This is a genomic window from Bradyrhizobium amphicarpaeae (assembly GCF_002266435.3).
GTDB classification, from domain to species: Bacteria; Pseudomonadota; Alphaproteobacteria; order Rhizobiales; family Xanthobacteraceae; genus Bradyrhizobium; species Bradyrhizobium amphicarpaeae.
In genome coordinates this window covers 5,230,677-5,250,796 of record NZ_CP029426.2, presented here as the reverse complement: position 1 = coordinate 5,250,796, position 20,120 = coordinate 5,230,677, and the positions used below count along the sequence as shown (strand labels likewise).

20 protein-coding genes are annotated in these 20,120 nt (G+C 64.7%); 10 read left to right on the top strand and 10 right to left on the bottom strand.

The window, feature by feature from the left end; genetic code table 11:
• The first annotated feature begins 182 nt into the window (after nt 1-182).
• Nucleotides 183-440: a hypothetical protein gene (locus CIT40_RS24765; RefSeq protein ID WP_148667229.1), complete on the top strand. Its 258-nt coding sequence runs from the start codon at nt 183-185 to the stop codon at nt 438-440.
• Nucleotides 437-1,339: a LysR family transcriptional regulator gene (locus CIT40_RS24760; RefSeq protein WP_094891278.1), complete on the top strand. Its 903-nt coding sequence runs from the start codon at nt 437-439 to the stop codon at nt 1,337-1,339. Before CIT40_RS24765 ends, CIT40_RS24760 begins: the two co-directional genes overlap by 4 nt.
• Before the next feature lie 199 nt (nt 1,340-1,538).
• Here CIT40_RS24760 and CIT40_RS24755 read toward each other — a convergent pair whose 3' ends face one another.
• On the bottom strand, nt 1,539-1,790 hold the full coding sequence (locus CIT40_RS24755) for a DUF2798 domain-containing protein (RefSeq protein ID WP_094891624.1): 252 nt from the start codon (nt 1,788-1,790) through the stop codon (nt 1,539-1,541).
• A gap of 303 nt (nt 1,791-2,093) precedes the next feature.
• Here CIT40_RS24755 and CIT40_RS24750 point away from each other — a divergent pair, with 303 nt between their 5' ends.
• Nucleotides 2,094-2,489, top strand: a complete 396-nt coding sequence (locus CIT40_RS24750; RefSeq protein ID WP_094891279.1) for a hypothetical protein — start codon at nt 2,094-2,096, stop codon at nt 2,487-2,489.
• A 393-nt stretch (nt 2,490-2,882) separates the two neighbouring features.
• Here the strand turns inward: CIT40_RS24750 and CIT40_RS24745 are convergent, their stop codons facing one another.
• Complete coding sequence (locus CIT40_RS24745) at nt 2,883-3,221, bottom strand: hypothetical protein (protein ID WP_193550882.1); 339 nt, start codon at nt 3,219-3,221, stop codon at nt 2,883-2,885.
• Between the two features lie 581 nt (nt 3,222-3,802).
• Here CIT40_RS24745 and CIT40_RS24740 point away from each other — a divergent pair.
• The 4 genes from CIT40_RS24740 to uraD all read left to right on the top strand — a co-directional run bounded on the left by CIT40_RS24740 (nt 3,803) and on the right by uraD (nt 6,403).
• Nucleotides 3,803-4,075 (top strand): hypothetical protein, encoded by a 273-nt coding sequence (locus CIT40_RS24740; RefSeq protein WP_162307659.1) that lies wholly within the window; start codon nt 3,803-3,805, stop codon nt 4,073-4,075.
• A gap of 91 nt (nt 4,076-4,166) precedes the next feature.
• The gene (locus CIT40_RS24735) at nt 4,167-4,580 is read left to right on the top strand and encodes a DUF3830 family protein (RefSeq protein WP_027531871.1); all 414 of its coding nucleotides are present in this window, start codon (nt 4,167-4,169) and stop codon (nt 4,578-4,580) included.
• The gene (gene puuE / locus CIT40_RS24730; RefSeq protein ID WP_094891281.1) at nt 4,581-5,510 is read left to right on the top strand and encodes an allantoinase PuuE; all 930 of its coding nucleotides are present in this window, start codon (nt 4,581-4,583) and stop codon (nt 5,508-5,510) included.
• Nucleotides 5,511-5,515: 5 nt separating this feature from the next.
• A complete protein-coding gene (gene uraD, locus CIT40_RS24725; RefSeq protein ID WP_094891282.1) occupies nt 5,516-6,403 on the top strand; it encodes a 2-oxo-4-hydroxy-4-carboxy-5-ureidoimidazoline decarboxylase in 888 nt (295 codons plus the stop codon).
• Here uraD and CIT40_RS24720 read toward each other — a convergent pair.
• Both CIT40_RS24720 and CIT40_RS24715 read right to left on the bottom strand, forming a co-directional pair.
• Nucleotides 6,400-9,129, bottom strand: a complete 2,730-nt coding sequence (locus CIT40_RS24720) for a molybdopterin-dependent oxidoreductase (RefSeq protein ID WP_094891283.1) — start codon at nt 9,127-9,129, stop codon at nt 6,400-6,402. The two genes, uraD and CIT40_RS24720, sit on opposite strands and share 4 nt — an antisense overlap.
• Nucleotides 9,126-9,953, bottom strand: a complete 828-nt coding sequence (locus CIT40_RS24715) for an FAD binding domain-containing protein (protein WP_094891284.1) — start codon at nt 9,951-9,953, stop codon at nt 9,126-9,128. Before CIT40_RS24715 ends, CIT40_RS24720 begins: the two co-directional genes overlap by 4 nt.
• A 161-nt stretch (nt 9,954-10,114) precedes the next feature.
• Between CIT40_RS24715 and CIT40_RS24710 the strand changes: the two genes are divergently transcribed.
• Nucleotides 10,115-11,464, top strand: a complete 1,350-nt coding sequence (locus CIT40_RS24710; protein ID WP_094891285.1) for an 8-oxoguanine deaminase — start codon at nt 10,115-10,117, stop codon at nt 11,462-11,464.
• A 94-nt stretch (nt 11,465-11,558) separates the two neighbouring features.
• Here CIT40_RS24710 and CIT40_RS24705 read toward each other — a convergent pair whose 3' ends face one another.
• From CIT40_RS24705 to CIT40_RS24690, 4 genes are all read right to left on the bottom strand, one after another.
• Entirely contained in the window at nt 11,559-12,635 is a 1,077-nt protein-coding gene (locus CIT40_RS24705; protein ID WP_162307892.1) for a BMP family ABC transporter substrate-binding protein, read from the bottom strand.
• A 76-nt stretch (nt 12,636-12,711) separates the two neighbouring features.
• Nucleotides 12,712-13,629, bottom strand: coding sequence for an ABC transporter permease (locus CIT40_RS24700; protein ID WP_094891287.1), 918 nt, complete (start codon nt 13,627-13,629; stop codon nt 12,712-12,714).
• Nucleotides 13,616-14,707, bottom strand: coding sequence for an ABC transporter permease (locus tag CIT40_RS24695; protein ID WP_094891288.1), 1,092 nt, complete (start codon nt 14,705-14,707; stop codon nt 13,616-13,618). Before CIT40_RS24695 ends, CIT40_RS24700 begins: the two co-directional genes overlap by 14 nt.
• Nucleotides 14,691-16,280 carry an ABC transporter ATP-binding protein gene (locus tag CIT40_RS24690; protein WP_162307658.1) on the bottom strand — a complete coding sequence of 530 codons (1,590 nt, stop codon included), beginning with the start codon at nt 16,278-16,280 and terminating at the stop codon, nt 14,691-14,693. The genes CIT40_RS24695 and CIT40_RS24690 overlap by 17 nt, the downstream gene beginning before the upstream one ends.
• Nucleotides 16,281-16,824: 544 nt before the next feature.
• Between CIT40_RS24690 and CIT40_RS24685 the strand changes: the two genes are divergently transcribed.
• A complete protein-coding gene (locus CIT40_RS24685) occupies nt 16,825-17,928 on the top strand; it encodes a hypothetical protein (protein WP_094891290.1) in 1,104 nt (367 codons plus the stop codon).
• A 131-nt stretch (nt 17,929-18,059) separates the two neighbouring features.
• On the opposite strand, the gene CIT40_RS24680 is transcribed toward CIT40_RS24685, so the two are convergent.
• Together CIT40_RS24680 and CIT40_RS24675 are read right to left on the bottom strand one after the other, a co-directional pair.
• Nucleotides 18,060-18,545, bottom strand: a complete 486-nt coding sequence (locus CIT40_RS24680; RefSeq protein ID WP_094891291.1) for a nucleoside deaminase — start codon at nt 18,543-18,545, stop codon at nt 18,060-18,062.
• Entirely contained in the window at nt 18,523-18,861 is a 339-nt protein-coding gene (locus CIT40_RS24675) for a hypothetical protein (protein WP_148667228.1), read from the bottom strand. Before CIT40_RS24675 ends, CIT40_RS24680 begins: the two co-directional genes overlap by 23 nt.
• On the opposite strand from CIT40_RS24675, the gene CIT40_RS24670 reads away from it, so the two are divergent.
• Nucleotides 18,838-20,097 (top strand): allantoate amidohydrolase, encoded by a 1,260-nt coding sequence (locus tag CIT40_RS24670; protein WP_094891625.1) that lies wholly within the window; start codon nt 18,838-18,840, stop codon nt 20,095-20,097. The two genes, CIT40_RS24675 and CIT40_RS24670, sit on opposite strands and share 24 nt — an antisense overlap.
• Nucleotides 20,098-20,120: the final 23 nt, after the last annotated feature.

Below are 20,120 nucleotides of genomic sequence, written 5' to 3'. Positions count from 1 at the left end.
CGATGGCGGACATCTGTCGATCGAAGTGTGGCACCGGTTCCGGTTGGCATGTCGACCCCTGTCGATTGGCGAAGTTCTCGTTGGGCTGGGAATAGCAATCGTCGCGCCAAGATCGGTCGCGAGGGCCGAGGCGACGCGTTTGCCGTCAATTCGTGCGCGATTGATTTCCGAATAGTCTGCTGTTGCTCGATATCGCAGCAAGTTCCGACGATAGATGCATTCAATTCATGGGCAGTGAAGTGTATGAATGGATCAAGCTCGAAGTCGTTCTTCCAGCCCGCAAGCATGAGTCGAATTCATTGCAAGTCGAAGGCTTGACGGCTTTTTCGGCAGAGGCGCGAGAAGCTGGTTCGAAAGCGCGCGCGTGGGCATTGCGCGTCGGACCCGAGCGAGTTGAATTCGTGATGTCCTTTGCGTTGGGGCTGAGGAGTATTTCGTGACCTTCGAACAGATGAGAATTTTTCTCGAAGCCGCGCATTTCGGAAGCTTCACGCATGCGGCCGAACGGCTGGGTCTCACCCAATCTGCCGTAAGTGTTTCGATCAAGAAGCTGGAGGAAAGGCACGACGTGTCGCTGTTCGACCGCTCGGGGCGTCGGCTGATGCTGACCGAAGCCGGTCAGGTTTTGCTCAGCGAAGCCGAACGCATCATGCGTGACGTCGATTTGACGATCCGGCGGGTGGAGAGCCGGCGGCCGTTGAGCCAATCGTCGCTTGTGGCGTGCACGGGCAATGCCTACGATTTCTGGATGCCCGAGCTCGCCGCACGTGCGGGCAGCGCTCCGCTGGACGTCGATCTCGTCCGCGGCACACTCGATGAGGTGACCGCGTGGGTGATGCGAGGAACCGCCGATGTCGGCGTGACTAGCGCAATGCCGAGCCATCCGCAATTTCGACAGATACACATCTTTTCCGACCGGATGATCCTGTGTGCTACGCCGGACCGGGAGCGGATGGTGACCGAACGCGTCACCTGGGCCAATCTTGCGGAGCAGGGCCCGATCCTCTGGGAGCATGGCGACCTCACGCCTGAGCTCGTTGCCGCGCTGGCCGCCCACCGGCTCGAAGCCAGCCGCCTTGCCCATCCGACGCTGAAATTGTCATCCAGCGCCGCAGTCACGTCCGCGTTGAAGGGCGGACGGCATCTCGGCTTCGTGCCGGAGCGGGCCGTGGGCGCGCAGATCGCATCCGGCGAGCTTGTGCGGATCGGCACCCCCGAGGTTGCCGTGAGATACTGGATGTTCGCGCTGAGGGATCGCGAAATAGGCACGCTTGCGGCACGGTACGCGCGTGCCGCAAGCGCTGCCCCGGATGGCGCTTCCCAGGCGGGGGCCGATTGAGGGGACGTCGCACCGAGGTCTGCATTCCGGCCGGGCGACCTTTCGCAGCGCGTGTAGCGGCGGCGACGCGGCACGGACGGCGAGGTTGATCGTTTCGGCTTCCGCCATCGCGGCCGAGGATGACCGGCGATGACGGAAGTCTTGAACTCGATCCAAAGGGATCAGCAATCGTGGGGAGATAGGCCGGCACCGTGCGCCGCTATCGGACGGGTGGAGCCGCGACGACGCAGGCGACGATATGGCGCACCATCGGCAGCACCAGCAGCAGCGTCGGAAAGGCGACCAGCCAGGACAGCGCCCAGGCGCCCGGCCAGGTCGCGAGGAAGGCCGGTGTAGCCCCTAGGCTCCGAAGCGTCGAAATGACCGACACCACGGCCGTCATGAGGATAGACAGCACGAACGGCATCACGATCGGCGCATAGCGCGCCGGCAGTTTGCGAACCACAATCATCTGATTTCTCTTGGAAAAGGACGCGTCGATCACGTTGAACCCTGCAATTGGCATCGATCCCGACGGCGTCGGTTGATGCGTTGGTTCACGTGAAACGCTTACGGCGACCGAAAAACGGCGCGGCTGTTCATTAACCGCTCAGGTTCGATGGTTCAAGCTGAGGTTCGACTGTTTGGTTTATAATCGTTCAAAGCGCGGCGGATTGCCGCGAACATGAAACCATCTCGATGGTTTGTGCATTGAATCCGGTTTGCAGATCCCTAGTTTGGCAAGAGCATCGGCAAGATTTTAGGAAGGTCAAAAATGACGATTAGACCCGTGATTTCCGCAGCCGGCCGCAAGATGGTCCTGGCTGCGTTCGCAAGCCTGGCATTGGTCGCCAGCTCCGCATCGCCCTCGGCTGCGGCGTCCCCCGGGGCGGTGTCGGCGCAGCCCGTCACGGCAGGCCAGGGCTCCTCCGACGTCACCGATTTCAGCGCGGTCCGGCGTCGGCACTATCGGCGCGGGTCGAACGCCGCAGGTCTCGCCTTCATGGGCGCCGCGGTTGGTATCATCGGCGGGGTGATCGCCGAGCAGCGGCGCCGCGACTATTACGAGAACCGCTACTATGCTCCGCGCCCCTACTACGGCGGTCCCGGCTATTATGGCGGCGGCAGTCCCTACTATTACGATCCGGGTTACCGCTACGGGCCCTATTGAGCGGCTGGTTTCAACGAAGCCCGGATCGGGAGCGCCAAAAGGGCGGTGCTTTGCGCCGCCCTTTTTTGATGCATCGGTGCTCTCGTAGCCCGGGTGAGCGCAGCGATACCCGGGTCGTCACGCGCGGTGATCCCGGATCTCGCTGCGCTCATCCGGGCTACGCGACCGCCCCTGTGTCGGCCCCTGTCAATCCACGCGCGCGAAAATATTCCACTTTACCGAAATTCGGTTTCGGCGTATGTGTCGTCCATCCCGGCTCACCCAAGAGGGGCGACGTGTAGTCGTCATGTTCGCGAGCCGGGCTTGCGGTGGACGCGGCAGCGTCGGCACGAGAGGTGCGGGCAGGGCGGGTAGTCCCTGTGAGCTCGCAACCGCGTGCGGACGACGGCGCTGTCAGGCTTCGTCTCGTCTGTAAGTTTCCGGCTTCGTCGACAGGGCCGGGAATACTGCAGGTGAAATGGCGGGCCGTGCGTACGGCAAAACCGTGTGGTCCTGGCCGTCGTTGCCACGGTCAAGCTGTTCGAAGATGTGCGCGAACCCAACCGGGCGGACGGCATCGTCAATTCGAACGGCGAGGGAGGCCAAAGGAAAGTTCGGCTCCCGGGAGATCACGGCATAAGCCGTCCGACCATCGCGCAGGGAAGGCCGAGTGATCGGCGACACCTGTATGCTGCTGTGCGGTTCTTCCTGCGTGTGCATTTCGCGCAGCGGACCGCGGGTGCCAGCCGGCACCCGGCCTTCCCTGCGCCCTCTTGGATTGGAGGGCGAAGAGATCAAGCAAAGCTCGGGCGAAATGAGCCGCGAGGACGCGAAGCCGTGTCTGTAAGCCGAACTGCGTGTCACAAACCCGATCTCGTAGGGTGGGCAAAGCGGCTTGTCCGCCATAGCTCGAAGAGCGACGGCGGAAAGCGTGCCCACCATCTCGTCGCAACTTGGAAAGGTCGTGGGCACGGCGCAAGCGCGCCTGTGCCCACCCTACGGCACCGCCGCTGCGAGGGTGTGTCTGCAAGCGAGATCCCAACTGGAAGCGATCCCATCGCGTCAAACTCCGTCATTGCGAGCGCAGCGACTTGTCCGCCGAAGCCTTTGGCGAAGGCGGAAGCAATCCAGGCTGCCTCCGCGGAGGGATTCTGGATTGCTTCGTCGCAAGGGCTCCTCGCAATGACGTTGAGAGAGCATGCTCGCCGCACCCCCTCTCGTGCCCCCCGCTGCAGCGCGCCGGCTAAATATTCGGCAATCGCGCCCTCCGGCGCCGATGGACTCGCCCGCTGCAATCCGGTTCAATGGGCCAATCGAGCTTTCAGGCGACAACGATGTCGAGATATCTGCTGGTCCTGCTGCTGCTGACCTCACCGGCGGCTGCGCAAGTCAAGTTGACGCCGAAGACCGCGGCCGGACATCTCGATCCCTGTGCCCCGATCGGGCGTACCGCGGACGGCAAGCTGGTCTACTCCATGAAATGCGAGACCCTGCCGGCGCCGCCTCCGCCGCCGCAGGCGGACTTGAAGGAAGCGCAGCCGGCCGCCGAGCCGGAGCCGGAGACGCGGCGGAGCGGCATTTTCGGCTGGTCCTACGACCGCAGGTGATGCGTCCGCGCCCCTTGCGCGAAACTGTCGGGAATGCTCTTTGCTTACAAAATGACCCGTGGGGCCACCGGCCCCGATCCAGAGAGATGAGATGAGCAAACTCGTTATCCGTGCCGGCGATTTCACCTTCGATGCCCGCTTCGAGGAGCAAGCGGCACCCAAGACCGTCGCCGCCTTCCGCAAGGCGCTGCCATTCGAAAGCCACATCATCCATGTGCGCTGGAGCGGTGAGGGCGTGTGGATGCCGCTCGGTGATCTCGATTTCGGCGTCGGCTACGAGAACCACACCAGCTATCCCGCGCCGGGCCAGATCATCCTCTATCCCGGCGGCATCAGCGAGACCGAGATCCTGATGGCCTATGGCGGCGTCCACTTCGCAAGCAAGATGGGCCAGCTCGCCGGCAATCACTTCATCACCGTGACCTCAGGGCTGGAGAATCTCGCGACGTTGGGCAAGAGCGTGCTCTGGAAGGGCGCGTTGCCGATCCGCTTCGAGGAAGTCTGAGTGACTGACGCACGCTACCCGCGCGATCTCCGCGGTTACGGCCGCAACCCGCCGCATCCCGAGTGGCCCGGTCATGCGCGGGTCGCGGTGCAGTTCGTGGTCAATTTCGAGGAAGGCGGCGAGAACAACATCCTGCACGGCGATCGCGCCTCGGAAGCCTTCCTGTCCGACGTGCTCGGTGCACAGCCCTGGCCGGGCCAGCGCCACGCCAATATCGAGTCAATGTTCGAGTATGGCTCGCGCGCCGGCTTCTGGCGGCTGTGGCGGATGTTCACCGCGCGCAACTGGCCGACCACAGTATTCGGCGTCGCCACCGCGCTCAAGCGCAATCCCGAAATCGTCGCCGCCATGAAGGAGGCGGGCTGGGATATCGCCAGCCACAGCCTGAAATGGATCGAGCACAAGGACATGACCGAGGCGCAGGAGCGCGCCGAGATCGCCGAGTCGATCCGCGTCCACACCGAGGCCACCGGATCGCGGCCGCTCGGCTGGTACACCGGGCGCTCCTCGATCAACACCAACCGTCTGCTGATGGAGGAGGGCGGCTTCCTCTATCTCTGCGACTCCTATGCCGACGATCTGCCCTATTGGGTCAAGGGCGCGGGCGGCAAGCAGCTCGTCATCCCCTACACGCTCGATGCCAACGACATGCGCTTCATCAACCCGCAGGGGTTTGCGGAGGGCGAGCAGTTCTTCACCTATCTGAAAGATGCCTTCGACGTGCTCTATGCCGAAGGCGAGACCGCGCCGAAGATGATGTCGGTCGGCCTGCACTGCCGTCTTGCAGGCCGCCCCGGCCGCGCCGCGGGGCTGATGCGCTTCCTGGATTACATCGGCAAGCACGAGCGCGTCTGGGTGCCGACGCGGCTGCAGATCGCGCAGCACTGGCACGAAAAACACGCGCATCTCGATGCGTTCGAGATCGGATGAGAACGATGCCGCAGATTTCGCTCGCCGATCTCAATGCAGCAAGCAAGGCCGATTTCGTCGCGACGCTCGCCAATGTCGTCGAATATTCGCCGTGGATCGCCGAGAAGCTCGCCGGGCAGCGGCCCTTCGCCGGCATCAACCAGTTGCATACGGCACTGATGGCGGCGATCCAGAGCGCCGAACCCGACGTACAGCTGGCGCTGCTCCGGGCGCATCCCGATCTCGCCAACAAGACCCAGCGCGCGGCGGGACTGACGGCGGAATCGACCGACGAGCAGAACAGCGCCGGCCTCGACCGGCTGTCGGAGGCCGAATACGCCGCGTTCGAGCGCGTCAACACTGCCTATCGCGACAAGTTCGGCATCCCCTATATCGTCTGCGTCCGTCGTCACACGAAGGATTCGGTGCTGAACGACTTCGAGACGCGGTTGCGTAACATCGCCAAGACCGAGACGCGGCGCGCGATCGAGGAGATCGGCCGCATCTCCGCACTGCGGCTGGATCAGCTCGTCATGGCCGACGACAGGTTGAAGGTGCACGGTCGGCTCTCGACCCATGTGCTGGACAATCAGACTGGCAAGCCGGCGCCGGGAATTCCGATTGAGCTCGTCGAGCTTGCAAGCCTCGGCGAGAGCCGCGTGATCGCGCGCGCGGTCACCAACGCCGACGGTCGCACCGACCAGCCGTTGATCGGTGGTAGGCCGCTGCCGATCGGCCGCTACGAGCTCAAATTCAGCGTTGCCAAGTACTATGTCGAGCGCAACGTGCAGCTCACGGACCCGCCATTCCTCGACGATATCCCGCTGCGCTTCGCCGTCAGCGAGCCGGAGGGACACTATCACGTGCCGCTATTGGTCACGCCCTGGAGCTATTCGACCTATCGCGGCAGCTAGTAGCCGCCGAACTTCGCGTGCAGCGCCGGAAACAGCCGGTCCGGCTTGAACGGCGGCGCTGTGAAGCGGATGCCGGTGGCATCCGCGATCGCGTTGCCGAGCGCGGCGGCGACCGGATTGTACGGGCTCTCGCTCATCGACTTCGCCCCTAGCGGCCCGATCGTGTCGGACGTCTCGGCGAAGAACACGTCGGTGCGCGGCACGTCGGCGAAGGAGGGCAGGTGGTAGTCGCGGAATTTCGGGTTGGTGACGCGCCCCTCGGCGTCGATCACCATCTCCTCGTAGAGCGCAGCACCAAGTGCCTGCGCGACGCCGCCTTCGACCTGACCGCGGCACTGCATGGGATTGGCGACGACGCCTGCGTCTGCGGCGTGGACGCTCCGGAGGATCCTGAGCTCGCCGGTGGCCTTGTTCACGGCGATACGAAAACCCTGGACGTTGAAGCCGACCGAACGCGGCGTGCCCGCGGAATTGCCGCTGCCTGCGAACGGCTGCCCGCGTTCGCGGGCGAGCTTCACCAACTCCGCGAACGGCATGCGCCGGACGCCGCTGACGACGGCGTTGTCCTCGAGCACGCAACCCCCGACGTCACAGAGCCACGCGCCGGCGGCGGCGGCCTTCAATTCGGCCGCGAGCTGCACGGCTGCCGCGTGCGTCGCCTTGCCGGCGACGAACATGCCCGCGCTGCCATAGGCGCCGGTGTCGTGGCCGCCATGGGCGGTGTCGGACTGGCGCAGGCGGATCCTGTCGACGGTGGTCGCCAGCGTGGTCGCGGCAATCTGCCGGTGGACGGTACTGGTGCCGTTGCCGAATTCGGCGGTGCCGACGGTGAGATCGAAGCCGCCGTCATCGCCAAGCGCGATCGTCGCGTCGGCGAAGTGGCCTGCCGGCGGCACGGTGTCGATCATGGTCAGCGCGATGCCGTCACCGATCAGCCAGTCCGGCGACAGCTCCGGCTGCGGGCCGTCGGCCTGCATCGCGCGCTCGACCAGGTCGAGGCACTGGTCGAGCCCGTAGGAGCCGTAGAGCACGTCGTGAAATTCGGACGGCGGCGGCGACAGCATGGGATCGCCGTCCCTGACGATGTTGCGCCGTCGCATCTCGTAGGGGTTGATGCCGAGTTGCTTGCCCAGCTCGTCGATCGCGGCCTCGATCGCGATCAGCGTCTGCGGCAGTCCATAGCCGCGAAACGCGCCCGCCGGCACCGTGTTGGTGTAGACTGCGTAGCCGTCGACCCGCTTGTTCGGGCAATTGTAGACGGCGATGGACTCGGACAGCGAATGGAACATCACCGGGCCGGCGTGATTGCCGTAAGCGCCGGTGTTGGAGAGCACGTCGAGCTGGAGCGCGGTGAGCTTGCCGTCGGCATCCGCTCCGGCCTTGATCCGGACCCGCATCGGGTGCCGGGTCGAGGTCGCGGTGAACTGCTCCTCGCGGGTGAACTCCAGCTTCACCGGACGTCCCGTCTTGAGCGCAGCGAGCGCCAGAATGTCCTCGACGAACATCTCCTGCTTGCCGCCAAACCCGCCGCCGACACGCTCGCAGAACACGCGGACCTTGTCGGGAGGAAGCTCGAAGATATCCGCCAGCGCGCGCCGGGTCAGGAACGGCACCTGCGTCGAGGTGCGGACATTGAGCACGCCCGCTTCATCGAGCCAGGCGAGGCCGCCATGGGTCTCCAGCGCCGCATGCTGCACGCGATGACTGTGGAAGGTGCCCTCGTAGGTGACGGCAGATGTCGCGAGCGCGGTTGCGACATCGCCGTACTCGCCATGCGTCTCCGCGGCGAGGTTACGCTGAGCGTCGGCGATGCGGTTCGCGGTGGTGCGGTCGGGATGAATGACGGGCGCACCCGGCATCATTGCCTGTTCCGGATCGATCAGCGCAGGCAAAATCTCGTAATCGAGCTTGAGCCTGCGGCAGGCCTCCTCGGCGGCGGCTTCGCTGTCGGCGACGATTGCGGCAACCCTCTGGCCGATGAAGCGGACGACGTCGTCGAGAACGCGGGTGTCCTCGGGGTCCATCCAGTCCTTCTCGTGCCGCGCGGTCGAGATCAGCATCGAAGGCGCGTCTTCATGCGTCAGCACCGCGTGCACGCCGGCAACGCGCAGCGCATCCGACTTGTCGATCGCGACGATCCTGGCATGCGCATGAGGCGAACGCACCAGCTTGACGTGAAGCAGGCCGTCGATGGCGGTATCGAACGTATAGCGCGCGTTGCCGCGCACAATGTCGGGGCCTGCGGGTGCCGGCAGGCTGCGGCCGAACGCAGCGCCGGCCTCGACGCTCGGCTCGACATTGGTCTTGCCCAGCAACGCATCCTCGATCGCACGATAGCCGGTGCAACGGCAGATATTGCCCTTCAGTGCTGCACCGAGATCGGTGCGCTGCGCCTGGTTCAGCGAGGCGCAGGTCAGAATCATGCCGGCGGTGCAGAAGCCGCATTGAAAGCCCTGCGCGTCGAGGAAGGCCTGCTGCATCGGATGTGCGCCATGCTCGCCGCCCAGGCCTTCGATCGTGGTCACACTGCGTCCCTCGGCCCGGAACGCCGGGATCAGGCAGCTGTGTACAGGCTCGCCGTCGAGCAGCACGGTGCAGGCGCCGCAGTCACCGGCATCGCAGCCTTTTTTCACGCCGAAATGACCGAGCTCGCGCAGGAACGTGCGCAGGCACTGCCCGGCGCGCGGCTCCTGCGTAAAGGGCTTGCCGTTGACCTCGACGCTCATGACGGCATTGCCCCAAGCAGCTCGCGGCGAACCTCTTCGACGAGCCGCAATGTCATGTGCCTGCGCCAGAGCGGCTGGCCGTGGATGTCGGTGTGGTACAGATCGTCCGTGATCTGCTGGACGATCGCATCGCGAAGCGCCCCCGCATCGGGCGGCTTGGCGAAGGACAATTGGATCGGCCGTACCGTGGAGGCGGTGACTGTCAGCGTCAGCGGGCCATCGGCATCGAGGCTGCCGATCACGAGCGCCGCCGAGCGGCCGACCGGCGCCAGCGAGATCTGGCGAAACGCGGTGCGGCGTTTCAGCATGGCAATCGGAATATCGACCTGCCGGAGCAGGTCGCCCGGCGTCAGGCGGTTGCGCTGGTTGCCGGTGACAAACTCCGCGACAGGAATCCGCTGCTCACCGCCGCCGGCTTTCCAGATGGTGCAGACGCCGTCGAGCGCTGCGGTGAGCGAGATCATCGGTCCCGCCGGCAGCGACATGCAGAGATTGCCGCCGACGGTCGCGGCCTTCCAGATCTTGAACGATGCAAGGAAGGCGCGGCAGCACTGGTTGATCAGCGGCGCGGCGAGCCAATCGGACGGGCAGGCAAGTGCGTCAAATTGCGCGACCGTGCAAGTGGCGGCGATGCTGAGATGGCTTTCGCTGATCGTCAGCGCCGGCCATTTCATGTCGGTGAGATCGATCAGCCGTGCGAGGTGCGCCTGTGGTTCCGAGAACAGCCAGGTCCCGCCCGCGAGCCAGGCATCGCCTGCCGTCCAGGCCGGCAATTGCGCCCGTGTTTGCGGATGGGCCACTGTCGTGATGGTATTCAAATCCATGGCTGCGCCAAAGCTTCCGCCGGTGAATCGTGGCGATGAGTCTTGCAGATGAGTCTTGCAAGACCGGAGCCAAGTCGCAACAAACAAGTGGTCGCGCGCAGGTGACCGGGCCGGCCTTTACCTGGCAGGCCTGTCAGCGGATGTAAGGGAGAAGCGAGATCATGAGCGATGCAACTCCGATCTGGATCCGGGATCCGCTGGCCATCCTCGCCGACGGCGCCGCGCGCGGGATCGTGGTGAAGGATGGCCGGATCGTCGAGCTGGTGCCGGCGGGCCGCACGCCTGCGACGGCGGATGTCGCGGTGTTCGATGCCAGCGAACACGTCGTGCTGCCGGGCCTGATCAACACCCATCATCACTTCTACCAGACGCTGACGCGGGCGCTGCCGGCGGCGATGGACCGGGAGCTGTTCCCCTGGCTGCAGGCGCTCTATCCGGTCTGGGCGAAGCTGACGCCCAAGGCGCTCGAGCTCGGCGTCACCGTGGCGATGTCCGAGCTGCTGCTCTCGGGCTGCACCACCACGACGGACCATCACTACGTCTTCCCGGCGGGCCTTGAGGACGCCGTCGATATCGAGGTCGGCGTCGCAAAGCGGCTCGGCATGCGCGTCCTGCTGACGCGCGGCTCGATGAACCTGTCGCAGCGCGATGGCGGCCTGCCGCCTGACAGTGTCGTGCAGGACGAGGACACGATCCTCGCCGACAGCGCGCGCGCGGTGGCCAGGCATCACCAGCGCGGCGCGGACGCGATGGTGCAGATCGCGCTGGCGCCGTGCTCGCCGTTCTCGGTGACGACGTCGCTGATGCGCGCCACCGCCGATCTCGCCGGCAAGCTCGACGTGCGCCTGCACACCCATCTCGCCGAGACGGAAGACGAGAACAAATTCTGCGAGCAGATGTATGGCTGCCGTCCGCTCGACTATCTCGAGCAATGCGGCTGGCTCAACGCGCGGACCTGGCTCGCCCACGGCATATTCTTCAACGCCGACGAGATGAAACGGCTAGGCAAGGCGAAGACGACCATCAGCCATTGCGCGTGCAGCAATCAGCTGCTGGCGTCCGGCTGCTGCCCGGTCTGCGAGATGGAGGAGGCCGGCGTCGGCATGGGGCTCGGCGTCGACGGCTCGGCCTCGAACGACGGCTCGAACCTGATGCAGGAGGTCCGTGCCGCCTTCCTGCTGCAACGGGCTCGCTATGGCGTAGCGAAAGTCAGCCACAAGGATGCGCTGCGCTGGGCCACCAAGGGCTCGGCGGCCTGCGTCGGCCGACCGGAACTCGGCGAGATCGCGGTCGGCAAGGCTGCGGACCTCGCGCTGTTCAGGCTCGACGAGCTGCGCTTCTCCGGCCATGGCGACCCCTTGGCCGCGCTGGTGTTGTGCGGAGCGCATCGGGCCGACCGCGTGATGGTAGCGGGAAAATGGGCCGTGATCGATGGCGCGATCCCGGGCCTCGACGTGACAGACCTCATCCGTCGCCACAGTTCGGCGGCGGAGGCCATGCGGATGGGATGAAAGAGGGGGCGACCACAAGTGCCGGGTGCTTCTGGCCACCCCCTCCGAACCTCCTCCGGGAGGAGCAGGTGATTTGGGTAAAGCAAGAAGCGTGCTACTTGCCCGGAAGCTTGTCGTCGATGCCTTTGACGTAGAAATTCATACCGAGAATCTGGCCGTCGTCGAGGTGATCGCCGCCTTTGCACTCGACCGGCTTGCCGTCCTGCCCAACGATCGGGCACTTGAACGGATTCAGCTTGCCCGCGATGATTGCGGCCTGGGCATCCTCGGCCAATTTTTTCACGTCGTCAGGCATGTTGGTATAGGGCGCCATCGCGAACATGTGACTGTCGAGGCCGCCCCAGCTATCCTCCGACTTCCAGGTGCCGGCGAGCTCGGCCTTGACCCGCTCTATGTAATAGGGGCCCCAGGTATCGAGGATCGAGGTCAGCTGGGTCTTGGGCCCGAACTTGATCATCTCGGAGTCCTGGCCGAAGGCGAGCTTGCCGCGTTCGCTGGCGATCTGCATCGCGGCTGGCGAATCCGTGTGCTGCATGATGACGTCGGCGCCTTGGTCGATCAGCGCCTTGGCTGCGTCGGCCTCCTTGCCGGGGTCGAACCAGGTGTTGGCCCAGATGATCTTGACCTTGATGTTCGGGTTGATGGTCTGCGCCGCCAGCATCGTCGCGTTGATGCCGGAGACGACCTCCGGAATCGGGAACGAGCCGATATAGCCGAGCACGCCGGACTTCGACATCTTGGCCGCGATCAGCCCCTGGATGTAGCGGCCCTGAAACCATTTCGCCGAGTAGGTCGACATGTTCGGGTTGCGCTTGTAGCCGGTGGCGTGCTCGAAATGGACGTTCGGATATTTTTTCGCGACCTTCAGCGTCGGGTCCATGTAGCCGAACGACGTCGTGAAGATCAGCTTGTTGCCGGCGCGGACGAGCTGCTCGATGGAGCGCTCGGCGTCGGGGCCTTCGGGCACGTTCTCGAGATAGGTGGTCTCGATCTTGTCACCCAGCTCCTTCACCAGCGCCTGGCGCGCAAGATCGTGCTGATAGGTCCAGCCGAGATCGCCGATCGGACCCAGATAGATGAAGCCGACCTTGAGCTTGTCGGCGGCGGAGGCTGCACTGACGCTGCCGGCAAGCAGGAGTCCGGTGGCCAGCGCAAGAAGTGATTTCCTCATCATCGATCTCCAAACATCAGGGGAAAGCCACGATCCGCAATTGCGCGCCCCGTCGCGCCCGTTGCGGAAATGCAATTCAGCGGTCCGGCACGAACACGGTGCCGAGCGCGGCTGGTGCGGTCGAGCCGCCGCTGCGCGCGCGGGAGAGCAGGACCAGCACGATGACGGTGGCCAGATAAGGCAGCGCCGACATGAATTGCGAGGGAATGCCGATGCCCCAGCCCTGCGCGTGCAACTGCAGGATCGTCACGGCCCCGAAGAGATAGGCACCGATCACGAGCCGTCCCGGGCGCCAGGACGAGAACACCACCAGCGCCAGCGCGATCCAGCCGCGGCCCGCGGTCATGCCGGGAATGAAGAACGGCGTATAGGCCAGCGGCAGATAAGCGCCGGCAAGGCCCGCGCAGGCACCGCCGAACATCACGGCAAAGGTGCGGATGCGCAGCACGGGATAGCCGAGCGCATGCGCGGAGACGTGATTGTCGCCGCAGGCGCGCAGGATCAATCCCGCCCGGGTGCGATACAGGAACCACCAGACGCCAATGACGAGGGCAATGGAGACGTAGACGAAGCCATCCTCGCCGAACAGCACGCGGCCGATCAGTGGGATATCGGTCAGGCCGGGAATGTGGAGGTGCACGGCGGGCGTGATGCGCTCGCCGACGAAGCCGGCGCCGATCAGTCCGGACAGTCCGACGCCGAGGATGGTCAGCGCGAGTCCCGTTGCCACCTGATTGACGGCGAGCCCGAGCGCCATCAGTGCGAAGATCAGCGACATCATCGTGCCCGCGACGATGCCGAACAACGCGCCAACGAAGACCGATCCGGTGAGCCAGGCGCCGGCAAAGCCGCAAGCCGCGCCAACGATCATCATGCCCTCGACGCCGAGATTGAGCACGCCGGAGCGCTCGGTCACAAGCTCCCCGGTCGCGGCGATCAGGAGCGGCGTGGACGCGGCGAGCACGGCCAGGATGATGGCTTCAATGAGTTCCACGGGCCACCTGACGGTTCGGGAAGCTCAGCTTGAATCGGTAGAGGATCAGGGAATCGCAGGCGAGCACATAGAACAGCAGCATGCCCTGAAAGACCTTGGTGACATCCAATGGAATCTTCATCGCGATCTGCGCCTGCTCGCCGCCGATAAAGGTCAGTGCAAGGAAAAGACCTGCAATTAGTATTCCAAGCGGGTTCAGTCGGCCCAGGAAGGCGACGATGATGGCAGTAAAGCCGTAGCCGGGGGAGATGCCGGGCTGGAGATGTCCGACCGGGCCAGCCACCTCAATGATGCCGGCGAGCCCTGCGAGCGCGCCTGAGACCGCGAAGGTCAGGATGATCAATTGATTGGCGTTGAAGCCGCCGAACCGCGCCGCGCGGGGAGCAGCGCCGACCACGCGGATCTCGAACCCCTTGATAGTGCGACCGAGCAGGATCGCGGCTGCGGCGACGACAAGAAGCGCGATGATCGAGCCAAGATGCAGCCGGCCGCCCTCGATCAGCAACGGGACGGTCGCGACGGAATCGAACTCCGCCGTGGTCGGGAAATTGAAGCCGTTGGGGTCGCGCCAGGGTCCGCGCACGAGATAGTCGAGCAAGAGGTCGGCGACATAGACCAGCATCAGGCTGGTCAGGATCTCGCTGGCGCCGAACTTCACCTTGCAGATCGCGGGGATCAACGCATAGAGCGCGCCCGCAGCGGCAGCGAGGACGAACATGGCCGGCAGCACCCAGGCGCCGGCGTCGGTGCCTTGCGTCTTCACCGCGATCCAGCTTCCGGCGACCGCGCCGACCAGGAATTGCCCCTCGGCGCCGATGTTCCAGGCATTGGCGAGATAGCAGAGCGACAGCCCGATCGCGATCATCACCAGCGGCGTTGCCTTCACCGCGATCTCCTGCAGCGAATAGCTGTCCGTGAGAGGTGCGATGAAATAGGCGTGCAGGGCGAGCAGCGGATTCTTGCCGAGGATCGCGAACAGGATGACCATGGTCACGATGGTGAGGCCGATCGCGATCAGCGGCGAGACCAGCGCGATCGTGTTGGAGCGCTCGGCGCGCTTCTCAAGCACCAACTGCATGCGCGGCCTCCTTCGGCTCGAGGCTGCTGCCGCCCATGAGCAGGCCCAGCTTTTCGCGGCTGGCCTCGCGGGTGGGGAGCGGTACCGACAGCTTGCCGTGGAACATCACGGCGATGCGGTCGGCGATCTCGGCGAGCTCGTCCAGATCCTGGCTGGTCACCAGCACGGCGGCGCCTGCGGTTGCGAGATCGAGCAGCGCCTGGCGAATGACGGCAGCGGCGCCGGCATCGACGCCCCAGGTCGGCTGGCTCACCACCAGCACCGCGGGGTTGCGCAGGATCTCGCGTCCCACGATGAACTTTTGCAGATTGCCGCCGGAGAGGCTGGCAGCCTCGGGATCCCGCTTGGCCTTGCGGACATCAAATGTTTCGGTCGCGCGGTCCACCGTCTTCAGCGTGGCGGCGGTGTCGATGAAGCCGTGATGGACCATGCCGCTGGCCGCGTGCCCGGTCAGCAGCGCGTTCTCCGAGAGCTTCATGCGCGGCGCAGTGCCATGGCCGAGCCGCTCTTCGGGAACGAAGGCTGCTCCCAGCTTGCGTCGCTGCGTGATCGAGAGATGGCCGGCGGCGATGCCTTCGATCACCACCGTGCCGGGATCCTTTGAGAGACGCTCGCCGGACAGCGCGGCGAACAATTCGTCCTGGCCGTTGCCGGCGACGCCGGCGATGCCCAGGATCTCGCCGCCCTTCAGTTCGAACGAGATGTGCTCGAGCCGCACGCCATGCGCCTCGGCTGGCGCAAGCGAGAGATCGTTGACGACGAGCCGTGGCACGGTGGTTGTCCGGCCGGACGCCGCCTTCACCTCCTTGATCTCGCCGCCGACCATCATGCGTGCCAGCGAAGCGGCGGTCTCAAGCCGGGGATTGCAGGTCTCGACCTTCCTGCCGCCGCGCAGGATCGTCGCGGTGTCGCAAAGCCGCTTCACCTCCTCGAGCTTGTGGCTGATATAGAGGATGGCACGGCCTTCGGCCTTGAGGCGCTCCAGCACGATGAAAAGCTGATCGGCTTCCTGCGGCGTCAGGACGGCGGTAGGCTCGTCCAGGATCAGGAATTTCGGATCCTGCATCAGCGCGCGGACGATCTCGATGCGCTGGCGCTCGCCGACCGACAATTGCCAGACCTCGCGTCTGGGATCGAGCGGAAGGCCGTACAGCTTCGACACCTGCTCCAGTCGCGATGACGTGTCCTTGAAGGATTCTTTCCCGTCGAGGCCGAGCGCGACGTTCTCGGCGACGGTGAGATTGTCGAACAGCGAGAAGTGCTGGAACACCATGCCGATGCCGAGGCTGCGTGCTTCGGAGGGACCGGACAACACGACCGGCTTGCCCTGCCAGCGAATCTCGCCGGCGCTGGGTTGGATCAGCCCGTAGATCGCCTTGACCAGCGTCGACTTGCCGGCACCGTTCTCGCCGAGCAGCGCATGGATCTCGCTCGGCCGGATATCGATGTCGATGGAATCGTTGGCGAGGAAATCGCCATAGCGTTTGGTGAGTCCGATCGTCCGCAGCAGCGGGGGCTCGCCGGAATTCAGGCCGTCAGGTGTCGAATCCAACATTCGTTGATGCGCTGGCATGGTGAAATGGCCCCGATAGTGGGCCAGTTTGCCCCGCGGCGTAAGGTGTGAAAATGCGTCATCCCTTGCTCAACGCTTCGGCAGGCACCTTGTGTCGGCGTGCTTGCGTCGGCCGGGACGCAAGAGCCCTGCTCAAACGCCCGCACGACCATGCGGGTGCGGCTCCGGCGGCGCCTGTTGCAGATTTGTGACGGTTAAAGCCAAATCGGAACTCGCTAAGCAGACCTGACGTCGCAGTGAGCAAAGTTGCGCCATCGCGATTATGCAACGCGGATCGACGCAACATTGGCTCGCGACCGTACGCCCGCCGAGATCCGCCCGACATAAAAGAGGAACGAAATCAAGCGGCAATGTCCGGCAATAGCCGGCTTTGCCGGCCGCGTGCCCACTGCAAAAAATCTGATAAATCCCGCGAAGAAGCGCGGCCGCTTGCCAAAACAAGCGGCACGCCTTGAAAAAAGTTGAGGCTTCTCCCTCCGGGAGATCGGCGCAAGTGTCGCACCCAAGGGCGTTCATTGACGTGGCCAACTTGGGGGTATTCAGGATGTCGTTTCGTTTCAGGGCAATTGCAGCTGCGATGCTGTCACTTGCCACGCTCGCCACCGGTGGCCTGGCTCAGGCCGCGGATCTGCCGGTCAAGGCTGCCAAAAAAGCGTCGGACCTTCCGTTCTTCCTGGTGATCGATAACCGCGTCACCTTCTCGTACATCTTCGACGCCTCGCAGCCCGGTGCATGGTCGGCTCGGCCGGATGGGTCGATCGACAGCAAGACCACCAAGCAGGTCTACTCGTTCACGCATTTCGACGCCTGGGCCTACGGCACGAACTTCTTCACCATCTCGATGTTCAAGTCCGATCACAACGACCCGGCCGGGCCCTGCACCAACGCGGGCACGATCTTCGGCGCGCCGGCAACGTGCGCTGGTGCAACCGAGATCTACGGGCTGTTCCGCTCGACGTTCGGCTGGAATGAGCTCTTCGACACCAAGACGTTCACCGCTGGGCCGCTTCACAACATCTCGTTCGAGGTTGGCATGGATGCCAATACCGAGAACAGATATTTCGGCGCCGCCAAGCGCGATGTCGTCGGCGGTCTGCAGTTTGCGTTCGATCTGCCCTACAAGGGTTACATCAACGTTGCGCCGCTGGTGTACTGGGAGTTCGCCAATCACAACTCGTTCAGCCAGTGCGGATTGTTCGGTCCGGGCGTTCCCGGCGTGACCTGCCTGGCGGACGGCAATACCTCGTTCAAGCCGACCTGGGCCGTCGAGATCAATTACTACATGGATCTCGGCTTCCTGCCGCCGAACATGCAGTACTTCTCGATCAGCGGCCGCGCCGGCTGGTATGGCAAGAAGGGCACCGACACCGAACCGCTTCCAGCCAGCGTTGCCAACGGCGTTTATCCGACCAAGGTCGAGTTAAATTCTGAGCCGATCCGTCTGACGATGGATGCCTCGAAGGCGATTTGGGGTGAGAAGTACTCGCACTTCGTCGACGTCTGGGTCGCCTATCGCTACTGGCAGAACAAGTTCGGCCTTGATCACAACAACGCGGTTGGCTGCACCACCCTGGTCGGCGGGGCGAGGGTGAGTACGGGGTCGTGCACCGAATCCTCGCTCTACTCCGGCATCACCGTGAAGTTCTGATCGCCAGGCGCCCGGCCGTCGGAGGGTGGGCAAGCGAAGCGTGCCCACCACCTCTGCTTCGTAGCAGTCCGATGGTGGGCACGGCGCTTTGCGCCTTTGCCAACCCTACAGATCGGCGCTTGTGGTAACGCCTACTTCGTCCACACACCGTCGTGCAGCGCTTCGGCCTCGTCCTCGAGCAGCGGACCGACGACCTCTGTCGGCCGCTGGCCGCTGGCAAAGACATCGCGGCACGGCAGGTCGAGGGTTGGATTCTCCGGATGGTTGCCGGTGACGCCGCGCAGGCGATGCTCGCTGAGGCCGTAAACGACGCGGCCGATGCCGGCCCAATAGATCGCGCCGGCGCACATCACGCAGGGCTCTGCCGAAGAATAGAGCGTCGCCGTTGCCAGCACCTCGCGGCCGAGTGTGCGGCAGGCCTGGGTGGCCGCGAGACGTTCGGCATGCGCGGTGCCGTCGTGATCCGGCATGTAGCCGTTCTCGGTCTCGATCAGCACCTTCCCGTCCGCATCGACCACGATGCAGCCGAACGGGTGGTTGCCATGGGTGAGGGAGCGGCGCGCAACCGCGAAAGACAAACGGAGAAACTGCTCGTCACGCTTCGATGCGCCGTCCATTGATCCTCCGCGTCATTGCCCGCCATGCCCAGACGATCGTGCCGAGATCGGCTGCGCTGGTCCGCCCTTCATACACGAATTCGCAGTGAACCCTCTCCATCAGCCGGCCGTGATCGCTGAAGGGATTTCGGGGTAATTGATTGAAAATATTGAATATACGGGTCGTCCTAGCCCTGATAAGAACGAAATTATCGGTGTTGAGCCGCGCCGGCGCGTGATGGGCCGCCGAACCTCTACCGATTGTCGCCAGGACGGCCGCTGCCGCGGTCCAGAGAAGAGGAAGCTCGTCGAGATGGGTGCCGTCAACGCCGTTCAAAATGCCTCGCTCGGCGAAGAGATCGTGCGTCGGATCAATGGTCTGGCTGCGATCTCGGAAAGTAGCGACAACCTCACCCGCATCTATCTCACCAGGCAGTTACGCGAGGGGGCGGACCTCCTCCTGAGCTGGATGCGCGACGCCGGCATGAGCGCGCGTCTCGACGCGATCGGCAATGTCTGCGGCCGCTACGAAGGCGAGCGGCCGGGTGCGCCTTGCCTGATGCTCGGCTCGCATTACGACACCGTACGCGATGCCGGAAAATGGGACGGGCCGTTGGGCGTGATCACGGCCATTGCCTGCGTTGCGGATCTCAATCGCCGTGGCAGGCGCCTGCCGTTCGCGATCGAGATCGTCGGCTTCGCCGACGAGGAGGGCGTGCGCTTCGCTTCGACCTTGCTCGGCAGCCGCGCGGTGGCCGGCACCTTCGATGAGAGTGTCTTGAATGTGCGTGACCACGACGGTGTGTCGATGCGCGATGCGCTCGTGCAGTTCGGCCTCGACCCCGATCATATCGGTGCGGCCGCGCGGACCCGGCGCGAGCTGCTTGCCTATCTCGAATTGCACATCGAGCAGGGGCCGGTGCTGGAAGCGCAGGACCTGCCTGTCGGTGTCGTCACCGCGATTGCCGGTGCCACGCGGCTTGCCGCGCGGCTGACCGGTATGGCTGGTCATGCCGGTACCGTGCCGATGGCGCTTCGGCGTGATGCGCTCGCGGGCGCGGCCGAATGCATCGGGGCGATCGAGCAGTTTTGCCGCACCGACGAGAGTGGGCTTGTCGGTACTGTCGGCTACATCCAGGCGAGGCCCGGCGCGACCAACGTCATTCCGGGCGAGGTGTCCTTCACCATCGACATGCGCGCGCCGACCGACATGCACCGCAAACGCGCGGTCGCCGACATCGTCCGCCAGATCGAGGCGATCGCCAAGCGCCGGCACCTGGCCCTCCAGCTCGACGTCACCCACGAGAACCGCACCGCGCCTTGCGCGCCGTGGCTCAAGGCGCAGATCGCGCAGGCGATCGGCGCGGAGGGCTTCTCGGTGTTCGAGCTGCCGAGCGGGGCAGGGCACGACGGCATGGCCATGATCGACATCGCCGATGTCGGCATGGTCTTCGTCCGCTGCCGCGGCGGCATCAGCCACCACCCGGACGAGCATGTGGAGCTCGCCGATGCCGACGCCGGTGCGCGGGTGCTGCTGCGGGTGATCGAGAATTTCAGGCCACGGGAAGGCTAGGCTGGACAGCTCGAAGATGCCCC

What these genes read in the sequence shown, in the direction of transcription:
- CIT40_RS24735 (WP_027531871.1), top strand. Translation starts at nt 4,167, where the DNA reads ATGAGCAAACTCGTTATCCGTGCCGGCGATTTCACCTTCGATGCCCGC.
- CIT40_RS24755 (WP_094891624.1), bottom strand. Translation starts at nt 1,790, where the DNA reads ATGATTGTGGTTCGCAAACTGCCGGCGCGCTATGCGCCGATCGTGATG.
- CIT40_RS24685 (WP_094891290.1), top strand. Translation starts at nt 16,825, where the DNA reads ATGTCGTTTCGTTTCAGGGCAATTGCAGCTGCGATGCTGTCACTTGCC.
- CIT40_RS24670 (WP_094891625.1), top strand. Translation starts at nt 18,838, where the DNA reads ATGGGTGCCGTCAACGCCGTTCAAAATGCCTCGCTCGGCGAAGAGATC.
- CIT40_RS24705 (WP_162307892.1), bottom strand. Translation starts at nt 12,635, where the DNA reads ATGAGGAAATCACTTCTTGCGCTGGCCACCGGACTCCTGCTTGCCGGC.
- CIT40_RS24710 (WP_094891285.1), top strand. Translation starts at nt 10,115, where the DNA reads ATGAGCGATGCAACTCCGATCTGGATCCGGGATCCGCTGGCCATCCTC.
- CIT40_RS24750 (WP_094891279.1), top strand. Translation starts at nt 2,094, where the DNA reads ATGACGATTAGACCCGTGATTTCCGCAGCCGGCCGCAAGATGGTCCTG.
- CIT40_RS24695 (WP_094891288.1), bottom strand. Translation starts at nt 14,707, where the DNA reads ATGCAGTTGGTGCTTGAGAAGCGCGCCGAGCGCTCCAACACGATCGCG.
- CIT40_RS24690 (WP_162307658.1), bottom strand. Translation starts at nt 16,280, where the DNA reads ATGCCAGCGCATCAACGAATGTTGGATTCGACACCTGACGGCCTGAAT.
- CIT40_RS24740 (WP_162307659.1), top strand. Translation starts at nt 3,803, where the DNA reads ATGTCGAGATATCTGCTGGTCCTGCTGCTGCTGACCTCACCGGCGGCT.
- uraD (WP_094891282.1), top strand. Translation starts at nt 5,516, where the DNA reads ATGCCGCAGATTTCGCTCGCCGATCTCAATGCAGCAAGCAAGGCCGAT.
- CIT40_RS24680 (WP_094891291.1), bottom strand. Translation starts at nt 18,545, where the DNA reads ATGGACGGCGCATCGAAGCGTGACGAGCAGTTTCTCCGTTTGTCTTTC.
- CIT40_RS24720 (WP_094891283.1), bottom strand. Translation starts at nt 9,129, where the DNA reads ATGAGCGTCGAGGTCAACGGCAAGCCCTTTACGCAGGAGCCGCGCGCC.
- CIT40_RS24715 (WP_094891284.1), bottom strand. Translation starts at nt 9,953, where the DNA reads ATGGATTTGAATACCATCACGACAGTGGCCCATCCGCAAACACGGGCG.